Below are 11,674 nucleotides of genomic sequence, written 5' to 3' on the forward strand. Positions count from 1 at the left end.
GGGGCGGGGACTTTTGTCGACCGAAAGCGCGCTGCCCCCTCTCGACCCGTTCGCGGGCATTCCCGACCGCCGCTACGAGGTCAAGGCCTCCGAGCTGCTGAAACCCGGCAACGCGGGCCTGATGCGCTGGCGGCGTCAGGCCACCAACGCCCCGATCGTCTACGTCGAGGACGCCTACATCACCGGGACGCTGGACCTGCGGGCCGCGGACCTGAAGTACCTGTTCCGGTTCGAGCGCTGCCGGTTCGAGCAGCCGCCGGACGTGCGCGAGGCGAACCTGCTCGGGCTGGTGTTCCGCAAGTGCTGGCTGCCCGGGCTCAAGGCCCGCAACATGCGCAGCCGCAACGACGTCCGGCTGATCCGCAGCGTCGTCCAGGTCGACGGCGATCGGCGGGAGATCGAAGAGACGACCGTCCAGCGCGGCGACGACCGCGAGCGCGGCATGCCGAACGCCGCGGTCAACCTGACCGATGCGGTGATCGAAGGCTCGATGGTGCTCACCCGCACGGTGATCTCGCACCCGCACGGCAAGGCGATCCAGGCAGACCGGCTGGTGCTGACCGGCGCGTTGCTGGCCTACCGGATGGTCGCGAACGGCGAAGTCCGGCTCCCCGGCGTCCGGACCGGCGGTAACGTCAACTTCTCGGGCGCCACGCTGAACAACCCGGACGGCTTCGCGCTCAACGGCAACGGCCTGCACATCGGCGGCAGCCTGCTGTGCGAAGTCGACAACTACGGGCCCGCCAGCCAACGGAAGCGCTTCTCCGCCACCGGGATCATGTACCTGCCGAGCGCCACCGTGGACAGCGACATCTCGCTGCGCGAGGCCAAGCTGACGGTGTCCCAGCACGGCCCGATCGCGGTCGACGCGTGGAAGTCCAACGACCCGTACATCGACCCGCGGCCGGCGCTGGTCGCCGACCGGATGCGCGTCGACGGCAACGTCGAGCTGTCGGACGGCCTGCAGGCGCTGGGCACGCTGCGCATGGTCAACGCCCGCATCGGCGGCTCGCTGCGCCTGGCGGGTGCCGAGATCCGCGTCGAGCGCGGCAAGACGGTGCCGTACTACGACCGCGCGCTGCACCTGGACGGCACCGAGATCGGCGGCGACATCGAGGCGACGAGCCTGCGCGTGCCGACCGGCCAGCTGCGCCTGGCCGACGTCACCGTCGGCGGCAACTTCCTGGCCTGGAACTCGATGTTCCGCCACCCCGGCCGGGACGTCTTCTCGGCCCGGCGCTCGAAGATCGCGGGCAACTTCCAGCTCACCGACGCCACCATCCACGGCACGCTGCGCCTGCAGGGCGTGGACGTCGGCGGCTCGATCAACCTGGCGGGCACCCGGTTGACGGACCCGGGCCGCCGCGCGACCAGCAGTTATTCGCTCGACGTCCGCACGGGCCGCGTCGGCCGCGACCTGACGCTCCGGGACAACAACGGCCGCCCGTTCGTGGCCGAAGGCGGCGTCAACCTCGACGGCGCCCAGGTCGCCCGCCGCGTGGACCTGCGCGGTTCCCAGCTCGGGTCGCTGCCCCCGTTCGGCGTGGCCCTGGACGCGGGCGACGTCGCCTCGGACGAGTTCATCCTGACGCCGAGTTCGCCACCGGCCGGCCGCGTGGTGCTGAGGCGAGCCCACTGCGGAACGTTGAGCGACAACAACCAGTTCTGGGCGGCGTCCGACGGCATCGAGCTGGAGGACTTCCGCTACGACGCGTTGAAGAAGGGGATCCCCCTCGACGACGACAAGGCCCTCGACGAGCGCATCGAGCTCCTGCGCAGCGCGATGCGCGGCTACCGGCCGGGCCCGTACGACCAGCTCGCGCAGATGCTGCGCGCGGCGGGAAACGAAGAGCACGCGTCGACGGTGGCGTTGCGCAAGCAGCAGTTCCGCTACGAGGCATTGGCCCGCGGCTTCAAGTTCTTCGGCCCCGGTGTGCGGCTGTGGAGCTGGCTCCAGCGTTCGATGGTCGGGTACGGCTACCGCCCGGTCCGAGCGCTCGGCTGGCTGCTCACGCTGCTGGTGCTGGGCAGCCTGTGGTTCGGCTTGGGCACGGACGACTGCATCCACGACAAGTCGGGCCGGGTGGTGGCCAACGGCGAGCGCTGCGTGGTGAACCAGCAGGACACCGGGCTGCAGTGGAACCCGGTGATCTACACGGCGGACCTGCTGGTCCCGATCGTCGACTTCGGCAACAAGTCCAGGTGGTACATGCACGGCCCGGACAATTGGGTAGCGGCAGGCTTCACGGCGTCCGGCTGGATCTTGGCAACCACCGTGGCGGCCGGCGTGAGCCGCATGCTGCGCCGGGACAACTGAGCCCCCGGGCCACCAGCCGCCCAAACCAGCCCCGCCCTCTCCGGGGGCGTCCCCAGGTCCGGTTTATCGGCGGGCTCTGACAAGACCGGCCGTAACAGCGTTTTCGGTCCCGGCTCGTTTCCCTGACGCCGGTCTCTGACATACCCTCGGTATGTTCCCTCAACGTGGAGGTCCAGGTGCACGCACCGAACGCCACCGGCCGGATCGAGATCGATGCGGCTCCCGAGGCCGTCTACTCCCTGGTCAGCGACCCCGGGCAGCTCGCCGGCCTCGCCGAGGAGTACGCCGGGCACCGGTGGGTCGGTGGCGCCGGCGGGCCCGCCGTCGGGGCCAAGTTCCGCGGTCGCAACCAGCGCGGGTTCCGGCGGTGGAGCACCCTCTCCACCATCACCGACGCCGATCCCGGGCGCCGGTTCGGCTTCGAGGTCACCTCCGTGGCCGGGCTGCCCGTCGCGCGCTGGCAGTACGACTTCGAGCCCGCTCGCGATGGCTGCGTCGTCGTCGAAAGCATGTGGGAGCGACGGCCGGCGTGGTTCAAGGTGGCGAGCTCGACCGTCACCGGGGTCTGGGACCGGGAGCAAACCAACGCCGCCAACATCGCCGCCACCCTGGCCCGGCTGAAGCGGGCCGCCGAAGCTAGTCGATGAAGCGGGACCAGAACGGGATGTAACGCGGGCCGTCCGGTGGGGCCGTGCTGATGCCGCCCGTCGCGAACTCGCGGTGCAGGTAATCGCGCAGGTCGGAGCCGTAAACGATGATGTCCGTCTGGTACACCGACAGCACCGGGTAGCCCACCGTGCCCGGCAGGCCGGGCAGGTAGCGGTGCCCGCACACCGGCACCAGCTGCGGCACGTCGGCCAGCCGCCGGCGGGCCTCGCGGACCGCGTCCTCCGGGCCGACCGGGCGCGTGCCCCAGTCCGGCAGCCAGAAACCGTTGTGCTCGACGTCGTACAGCACGCCGTCGACCGGCCATGCCAAACGTTTGCGCAGTTGCTCGGCGTTGCCGCAGCGCCAGTCGGGCCAGCGGTCGCCGATCGGGACGCCCGCGGACAGGAACGTCCGGTGGTCCTCGGCGAAGCGGAAGCCGAACCGGCGCTCGACGTCGTCGAGCTCGGTTTCGCTCAGCCCGGGACGCACGGGTTCCCGGAGGTTCTCCTGCAGGTGCCGCGCCTCCTCCGGAGTGAGGGCGCCGGCCGGTTGGACGGGGGTCATGGCCCGAGCCTAAGCGGCGGCTCACCCGCCCGCGCGTCCTTTTTCGTGCCGACCTGGGGACCCACGGCCGGGTGAGTTTGTTCTCTCATCGGGGCGGATCGCGGAACAGAGCGTGAGCGCGTGTAGTTCACTCATGCCGTGACTTCTCCACGACCGCAGAGCCGCGTGCGTGCTCCCGAGCTGCGCGGCGACGTCTGGCTGAACACCGGCGACCGCCCCCTCACCCTCGCCGAACTGCGCGGGCGCATCGTCCTGCTGGACTTCTGGACCAGCGGCTGCATCAACTGCCTCCACGTGCTGGATGAACTGCGCCCGCTGGAGGCCGAGTTCGCGGACGTGCTGGTCACCATCGGTGTCCACTCGCCGAAGTTCCTGCACGAGGGCGAGCGCGCCTCGATCGAAGCCGCGGTCCGGCGCTACGACGTGCACCACCCGGTGGTCAACGACCCCAAGATGGAGCTGTGGTCGCAGTACGCGGTCCGCGCGTGGCCGACGCTCGTCGTCGTCGACCCCGAGGGGTACGTCGTGCACGTCGCCGCGGGCGAAGGGCACGAAGAGGCGCTTCGCCGCGTCATCGCCGACCTCGTGACGAAGCACGAAGCGAAGGGGACGCTGCGGCGCGGCGGCAGCCCGTACGTGCCGGTCGAGGAGCAGCCCGGCGAGCTGCGGTTCCCGAGCAAGGCCGTCGCCACCGCCGAAGGGCGCGTCCTGGTCGCCGACACCGGGCACCACGCGATCGTCGAGTTCGCTTCGGACGGCGAGACCGTCATCCGCCGCTTCGGCAGCGGGGCCCGCGGTGGCCAGGACGGTCCGTTCGACATCGCGACCTTCACCGAGCCGTCGGGCATCGCGCTCCTGCCGTACGACGTCGCCGAGCGCGTCGGCTACCACGCCGTCGTCGCCGACACGGCCGGCCACCGGCTGCGCGGCCTCGACCTGATCACCGGCGAGGTGACGACGGTCGCCGGCACCGGCGCCCAGTGGCGCAGCGGACCGGACTCGGGCAAAGCCGTCACGGTCGACCTCACGAGCCCGTGGGACGTCGCCTGGTGGGGCCCGGCCGGCGGGGTGGTCGTCGCCATGGCGGGCAACCACACGCTGAGCGTGTTCGACCCGGTCGGCGGCACGATCCGCCGCTTCGCCGGCACGACCGTCGAAGGCCTGCGCGACGGCGACGTCGGCGAAGCGTTCTTCGCGCAGACGTCCGGCCTGGCCGTGGACGGCGACAAGCTGTGGCTGGTCGACGCGGAGACGTCGGCGCTGCGCTGGATCGAGCCCGACGGCGAGACGTTCACCGTGCAGACGGCGATCGGCGTCGACCTGTTCTCCTTCGGTCACACCGACGGCCCGGCCGACAAAGCGCTGCTCCAGCACCCGCTGGGCTTGGCGGTGCTGCCCGGCGACAAGATCGCGATCGCCGACACCTACAACGGCGCGGTCCGCCGCTTCGACGTCTTCACCCGCGAGGTGACCACGATCGCCACCGGGCTCGCCGAGCCCCAGGGGCTGCTGCTGCACGACGGCGAGCTGCTGGTCGTCGAGTCCGCGGGCAACCGCCTCGGCCCGCTGCCGGCCGCCGAGCCGACGGTCGTCACCGGTGACGCGCACGCGGTCCGCCGCCCGCCAACGGTGCTCGCCCCGGGCGAGATCGACTTCTCGGTGGTGTTCACGGCCCCGCCCGGCGAGAAGCTGGACGACCGTTTCGGCCCGTCGACGCGGCTGGAGATCAGCGCTTCTCCGCCATCGCTGCTGGCCGACGGCGGCGGGACGGGGACGGATCTGAACCGCAAGATCCGCCTGGCCCCGGGCGTCACGGAGGGCGTGCTGCAGGTCGTGGCGCAGGCCGCGAGCTGCGACGACGGTGGCGAGCACCCCGCGTGCCGGATCACCCGCCAGGACTGGGGCGTCCCGATCCGCATCGAGGACGGCGGCGTCAGCGAATTGAGCCTGGTCATGGCCGGTACGCCCGCGACCGGCGGGTAACATGCAGGCCGTGTCTGACGGGCCGAAACTCGAAATCCAGATGCTGCACGACCGGGTACTCGTGCGGCTGTCGCCGGAAGAGGGAGAGCGCCGCAGCAGCGGCGGCATCGTGATCCCCGCAACGGCGCAGGTCGCGCGCCGCCTCGCGTGGGGTGATGTACTGGGCGTAGGCAACAGCGTGCGAAACGTCAAGACCGGCGACCGCGTGCTCTTCAACCCGGAGGACCAGCTCGAGGTCGAGATCCAGGGTGAGGGGCACCTGGTGATGCGCGAACGCGACATCCACGCGGTGGCGACCGAGCGCACCGAGCACGGGACGGGGCTCTACCTGTAGGTCGGGTCCCGCGAAAGGCAGGCGCGTGGCAGACGAAGAGGTAAGCGAGGGCGCGGAGATCCGCAAGCTCGCCACCGAGGGGGCGACTGCGGAGTCGCCGGCCACGGCCGCCGAGCCGGGGCCCGCGGACGCCGCCGGACCGCCCGCGACTGACGCCGCGCCGACTGCGGCTGAGCTCGCGCCTGCGCCTGGTGAGCTGCCGGCCGCGGCTGAGCCGGAGCTGGCGCCCGCGGAGGCCGCCGAGCCGAGGCCTGCGCCTGGCGAGCCGCTGACCGCGGCCGAGCCGGAACCGGAGGGTGCCGAGCGGCCCGTCGCCGTTGAGCTGCCAGGTGTCGCCGCGGCTGGGGCGCCTGCGCCGGCCGCCGAGCCCGAGACCGCTCAACCACCTGCGCCTACCGCCGTTGAGTCGCCGGTGGCCGGGTCGGGCGGGGAGCCGGTCGATCCAGCGCCTGAGTGGCCCACTGCCGTCGAGGTGCCCGCGGTTGCCGCCGAGGCGCCGACCGCGGTCGGGGTGATTGCCGCGCCCACGACCGAAGTCGTTCCTGCTTGGCCTCCTGTTGTCCCCGCGCCGGCTCCTGACAATGGCGGGACCGATCTCTTCTCCGATGATCTGCTCGGCGAGCTCCTCGAGACCCCCGCGCCGCCGCCGGTTCCCGATACTCCCGCCCGGAAGCTGCGCAAGGGTGTTGCCCGGACCATGATGACCATCGGGCTCGCCCTCGGGCTCTTCGTCATCCTCTACGCCATCGATCTCGCCGTCAGCGCCGGGGACGTTCCGCGCGGGGTCACCGTGGCCGGGATCGACGTTGGCGGGCTCAGCCATGCCGAGGCCGAGGCCAAGCTGCGGAAGGAGCTCGAACCGCGGCTGATTCGGCCCGTCGTCGTGCACGGCGGGGATGTTCAAGGCGAACTCGTGCCCTCGCAGTCCGGGCTGGGGCTCGACTGGCCGAACACCCTGGGGCTCGCCGGGCACCAGCCGCTCAGTCCGATCACGCGGATCATGTCCTTCTTCACCAGCCGCGAGGTCGGGGTCGCCACGCGCACCGACCAGAACCGGATCGCCGAGGCCGTTCGGGAGCTGGCCGAGGGCAAGCTGAACCACCCCGCCACCGAAGGCTCGGTCGGGTTCACCCCCATCGAGGGCAGCGACGGCGGGGTCAGCGCCCACCCCATCCTCCCGCGGCAGGGGCAGCAGCTCACCGATCTGGCCGGGGCCGTGCACACCGTCACCGATCACTGGCTCGACCGCGGCGGGGTCACGCTCGCCATGGCGATCACGCCCGTGCGCGCGACCGCCGCCGGGGTGCAGGCCGCCTGTCAGCAGATCGTTGTCCCCGCCGTCGCGAAGCCCGTCGTCGTGCACGGCGAGGGCAAGGACGTTCCGCTCAAGCCCGCCACTATCGCGTCGTCGTTCCAGTTCGCCGCCGTCGAAGGCGGGGCCGTGGAAGTCCGCATCGACCAGGGCAAGCTGCAGGCCGCACTCAAGGACCCGCTCGCGAGCACCGAGACCGACGGCAAGGACGCGCAGATCGTCTTCACCGGCGACCAGCCGACCGTCGAGCCCTCCGAGGACGCCCGCAAGGTGGACTGGGAGAAGACCTTCCTCCCCCTCATCGACGTGCTCAAGAAGACCGACGGCCGAGACCTGCCCGTCGTCTACAGCGCGTCGACACCCAGCGTGACCACCGACGCCGCCAGCGCGCTCGGCATCAAGGAGGTCATCGGCGAGTTCACCACCGGTGGCCTGACCGGCCCGGCCGAGACGAACAACCGGACGCTCGCCGCGCGCGTGTCCGGCACGATCGTCAAGCCCGGCGAGACGTTCAGCCTCGGCGGCCGCTCCGGCCCGCGCACCGCGGACGCCGGCTACGTGCCCGCCCCGGTCGACGAGGACGGCACCGGCCCGGACGTGGTCGGCGGCGGCGTCTCCCAGCTGGCGTCCACTTTGTACAACGCCGCCTACCTCGCCGGCCTGACCGACGCCGGCCACCTCGAGCACGACCACTACCTCGACCGCTACCCCGTCGGGCGCGACGCCAAGGCCGTCAACGCCGACGGCAGCCCCGTCGAGCTCAAGCTCACCAACGATGCGACGACCGGCATCGCCGTCCAGGCCACCGTCTCCGGCGGCTCGGTGACCGTCCGGATCTGGGGCACCCGGCACTTCCGCGTCGAGGGCCAAACCGGCGCGCAGACCCCCGGCGACCCGCCGCCCATCCAGTTCGGCTCCGGTGGGGCGGCCGCGTGCCAGCCGTCGATCGGCTCGTCCGGTTTCAGCGTCACCGACACGCGCGTGCTCTACGACCTCGCGAGCGGCACCGAGCTCCGGCGGACGTCGCACACGGCCACCTACGGCCCGCGTCCGACCATCCTTTGTTGAGTTGTCAGCGAAGGACCATGCACCCCGCCTCCTCGAAGTCGCGCAGCCACGCAGGCTCTCGCAGCTGCTTGTTCCACCGGAGATCCAGTTTGTCCAATTTGGACAGCCGGGCGAGCGACGCCGGCAACGTCGTCAACGCGTTCTCCCGCAGGTCCAGCTGACGCAGCTCGCTCAGCAAGCCGATCGACGACGGCAGGGACGTGAGCCGGTTGCCGCGTAAATGCAGCTCCCGCAACGCACCCAGCGCGCCGATCGACTCGGGCAGCGAGGTCAGCTCGTTGCGGTACAGCCGGAGCTCGCGCAGCGCCGCGAACCCCGAAAGGTCCGACGGCAACGACGTGAGCCGGTTGTCCGTGCACCCCAGGTACCGCAGCTTCCCCAGCCCGCACCAGGCGTCCGGGAACTTCGTCAGCCGGTTGTCGCTGACGTACAGGTACTCGGTGAGCCCGGCCAGCTCGCCCAGCTCGCCGGGCAACGACTCGAACCGGTTGTGCGCCAGGTCGAGCGTGTGCAACGACGTCAGCGCCGAAATTCCCGGCGGCAGCACCGAAATCCGGTTCGCCGCCAGGTTCAGCACGCGCAACGACGTCAGCGACCACAGCGACGCGGGTACCTCCGAGATCGCGTTCTGGTACAGATCGAGCCGCGTGACATCGGGTGGAAGCAACGGCACCGACGTCAGCCCCTGATCGCTCAGCTCCACTGACGTCATGACGATCTCCGGGTCAACGGCAGCAGCGCCCACGTCGATGCGTCGTCCGGAGTGGACACCTGGATCCGCAGGCCCGGCGCCTCCGACACGGCCAGCTCGGTCAGCCGGAGGCGCATCCGGCCCGCCCGCGGGTGCTGGAACTCCCGCAACCGCGGCCGCGGTTCCGCGACCTCGTGCCGCGCCCACAGCTCCGCGAATTCGGGGCTCAGCTCCGCCAGCCGCCGGATGTCCTCGTCCCACGACGGGTCACCGACGTGCCTGCCGTACTCGGCCCGCATCCGCGCGACCATGTGCGGGACCTCCTCGTCGTAGTTCAGCAGCATCCGCCGCGCGTTCGGCTCGGTCACGCAGCACCACAGCAGGTTCTTGTGCAGGCACGGCAGGCTGTGCCACTCCCAGAACAGCTCCTCCTGCGCCGCGTTCGACGCGAGGATGTCGAACCGGCCGTTGATCACCGTGGCCGGCAGCGGATCGAGCGCGCGCAGCACCTCGCGCACCGCGTCCGGCACGACCTCGACCGACGACGGCAGCCGCGAGGGTGTCAGCTCCGCCAGCCGGTACAGGTGCTCCCGCTCGGGGTGGTCCATCCGCAGCGTGCGCGCCACCGCGTCGAGCACCTGCGAGCTCGCGTTGATCGGCCGCCCCTGCTCGAGCCACGTGTACCAGGTGACGCCGACGCCGGCGAGCAGCGCGACCTCCTCCCGCCGCAGCCCGCTGGTGCGGCGGCGCACCCCGGGCGGCAGCCCGACCTCCTCCGGGCCGATCCGCGCCCGGCACGCCTTGAGGAACTGGCCGAGTTCCTCCCGGCGGCTGGTGTGGACCTGCGTTGACGTCATACCGAGCATGGTGCCGGAGGGGTACGACAATTTTCGCCGAAGCGGGTGCTGTCGGTACCAGCATCAGCAGGCTCTCTCCGCCCGCAACCGAAGAACCCCAAGGTCAGAGCCATGACTCTGACCACCGAAGCCCCGGCCATCCCGGACCGGGCCGCGCGGCCGTGGTTCATGCTGGCCGTCCTGCTGCTCGGCCAGTTCATGGCGCTGCTCGACGTCACCGTCGTGAACGTCGCCATGACCGACATCCGCACCGACCTGCACGCCTCCGGCGCCGCGCTGCAGCTCGTCGTTTCCGGCTACACCGTGGGCTACGCGATGCTCCTGATCACCGGCGCCCGCCTCGGCGAGCTGTTCGGGCGGCGACGGCTGTTCGTCACCGGCGTCGTCGCCTTCACCGTCTGTTCGCTGCTCTGCGGGTTCGCGCCGGACCCGGTCACGCTGATCGTCGCGCGGATCGCCCAGGGCGCCGGCGCGGCGCTGATGATGCCGCAGGTCATCAGCGTCATCCAGGCGCAGTTCAGCGGCGCCGCGCGGGCCAAGGCGCTCAGCGCGTACACCGCGGTCATCTCGGTCGCGTTCGTGTCCGGCCAGGTGCTCGGTGGCGTGCTCGTCGGCGCGGACCTCTTCGGCGCGGGCTGGCGCCCCATCTTCCTGGTGAACGTGCCGATCGGGGTGCTCGTCGCCGCGCTCGCCGTGCGTCTCGTACCCGGCGGGGCGGCGAAAGCGGGCCGCCGGCTCGACCTCGCCGGCCTGGCCCTCGCCGTGCCCGCGGTGGTGCTCGTCGTCCTGCCCCTCGTCCTCGGGCACGAAACCGGCTGGCCGGTGTGGACGTTCCTCTCGCTCGCGGCGGGCGCCCTGCTGGCGGTGCTGTTCGTGGTCGTGGAACGACGGGTGCGCGACCCGCTCGTCAACCTCGGCGTCCTCAAGATCCGCGGGGTCGCACCGGGACTGGCCGCGCTGGCCACCGGCGTGGCGTCCTACGGCGGTTTCCTGTTCTGCGTGGCCTTGCACCTGCAGGCCGGCCTCGGGGAGACGGCGCTGGCGGCCGGGCTCACCATGGCGCCCGGCGGCGTGGTCTTCGGCATCTGCGGGTTCTTCTGGCACAAGCTGCCCGAACGCGTCCACGCGGCACTGACGCCGTGCGGCTACGCGGGGTCCGCGGCCGCCTACGCGTTGCTCGGGTTCAGCCTGAAGGACGGCGGAAAGGGTGGTGCGCTGTTCTTCGCCGCGCTCCTGCTGTTCGGCCTCTCCATGGGTCTGGCGTTCGGGTCGCTGATGGCGCACGCGCTGACCCACGTCCCGCTCGAAAGCGCGGCCGACGCGAGCGGCCTGCTCACGACGACGTTGCAGCTCGGCCAGGTGGTCGGCGTCGCGACGTTCGGGAGCCTCTTCCTGACGCTCGCCGCCAAGTCGTCCGCGCACGCCATCACCACGACGATGACCTGGGCCGCGGCTCTGCTGCTGGTGGGCGTCGGGTTCGCCGTCGCGCTCGCCCGCGCGTCGGCCCGGCGGTAGCCACGAAAAAAGGCCCGGCCGGTTCACCCGAAGGTGTACCGGCCGGGCCGAAAGCCGAAAGCGTTACCTCGTTACCCCGCGACGGCCGTAGGCACCCGCGGCGATGCTGACACCGATCGCGGCCAGCACGACCTGGGTGAGGATCTCCAGCCAGTCGATGCCGTTCGTGTCGGCGTAGCCCAGCCCACGGGCGATGGCCGTACCGATGAAGGCGGCGATGATACCGATCACGATGGTCAGCCAGATCGGGATGTTCTGCTTGCCGGGAGCGACCAGCCGGCCCAGAACGCCGATGATCAGCCCGACGATGATGGCGCTGATGATGCCGGCGACAGTCATCACTTTCTCCTCTCGGTGATCGCGGGTCCGGCCACTCGGTCCCGCG

At 71.4% G+C, this 11,674-nt stretch carries 10 protein-coding genes; 6 read left to right on the forward strand and 4 right to left on the reverse strand.

Going from position 1 to position 11,674, the window contains the following annotated elements; genetic code table 11:
- Nucleotides 1-13 precede the first annotated feature (13 nt).
- The gene (locus ACWDN5_RS23765) at nucleotides 14-2,317 is read left to right on the forward strand and encodes an oxidoreductase (protein ID WP_310969616.1); all 2,304 of its coding nucleotides are present in this window, start codon (nucleotides 14-16) and stop codon (nucleotides 2,315-2,317) included.
- Nucleotides 2,318-2,493: 176 nt separating this feature from the next.
- Entirely contained in the window at nucleotides 2,494-2,964 is a 471-nt protein-coding gene (locus ACWDN5_RS23770) for an SRPBCC family protein (protein WP_449677815.1), read from the forward strand.
- Here the strand turns inward: ACWDN5_RS23770 and ACWDN5_RS23775 are convergent.
- Entirely contained in the window at nucleotides 2,954-3,529 is a 576-nt protein-coding gene (locus tag ACWDN5_RS23775) for a hypothetical protein (protein ID WP_449677816.1), read from the reverse strand. The genes ACWDN5_RS23770 and ACWDN5_RS23775 overlap by 11 nt on opposite strands.
- Nucleotides 3,530-3,694: 165 nt before the next feature.
- Here ACWDN5_RS23775 and ACWDN5_RS23780 point away from each other — a divergent pair, with 165 nt between their 5' ends.
- The 3 genes from ACWDN5_RS23780 (at nucleotide 3,695) to ACWDN5_RS23790 (ending at nucleotide 8,226) form a co-directional block, all read left to right on the forward strand.
- A complete protein-coding gene (locus ACWDN5_RS23780; protein WP_449677830.1) occupies nucleotides 3,695-5,512 on the forward strand; it encodes an NHL domain-containing thioredoxin family protein in 1,818 nt (605 codons plus the stop codon).
- Nucleotide 5,513: 1 nt separating this feature from the next.
- Entirely contained in the window at nucleotides 5,514-5,846 is a 333-nt protein-coding gene (locus ACWDN5_RS23785) for a GroES family chaperonin (RefSeq protein WP_013230909.1), read from the forward strand.
- A gap of 322 nt (nucleotides 5,847-6,168) precedes the next feature.
- Complete coding sequence (locus ACWDN5_RS23790; protein ID WP_449677831.1) at nucleotides 6,169-8,226, forward strand: VanW family protein; 2,058 nt, start codon at nucleotides 6,169-6,171, stop codon at nucleotides 8,224-8,226.
- A 4-nt stretch (nucleotides 8,227-8,230) separates the two neighbouring features.
- On the opposite strand, the gene ACWDN5_RS23795 is transcribed toward ACWDN5_RS23790, so the two are convergent.
- Both ACWDN5_RS23795 and ACWDN5_RS23800 read right to left on the reverse strand, forming a co-directional pair.
- Nucleotides 8,231-8,938, reverse strand: coding sequence for a leucine-rich repeat domain-containing protein (locus tag ACWDN5_RS23795; RefSeq protein WP_449677817.1), 708 nt, complete (start codon nucleotides 8,936-8,938; stop codon nucleotides 8,231-8,233).
- Entirely contained in the window at nucleotides 8,935-9,774 is an 840-nt protein-coding gene (locus tag ACWDN5_RS23800; protein ID WP_310969611.1) for a helix-turn-helix transcriptional regulator, read from the reverse strand. The genes ACWDN5_RS23795 and ACWDN5_RS23800 overlap by 4 nt, the downstream gene beginning before the upstream one ends.
- A gap of 111 nt (nucleotides 9,775-9,885) precedes the next feature.
- Between ACWDN5_RS23800 and ACWDN5_RS23805 the strand changes: the two genes are divergently transcribed.
- Complete coding sequence (locus ACWDN5_RS23805; protein ID WP_449677818.1) at nucleotides 9,886-11,289, forward strand: MFS transporter; 1,404 nt, start codon at nucleotides 9,886-9,888, stop codon at nucleotides 11,287-11,289.
- Between the two features lie 63 nt (nucleotides 11,290-11,352).
- On the opposite strand, the gene ACWDN5_RS23810 is transcribed toward ACWDN5_RS23805, so the two are convergent.
- Entirely contained in the window at nucleotides 11,353-11,628 is a 276-nt protein-coding gene (locus ACWDN5_RS23810; RefSeq protein ID WP_176173976.1) for a GlsB/YeaQ/YmgE family stress response membrane protein, read from the reverse strand.
- Nucleotides 11,629-11,674: the final 46 nt, after the last annotated feature.

The sequence above is a fragment of the Amycolatopsis sp. NPDC003731 genome (genome assembly GCF_053586895.1).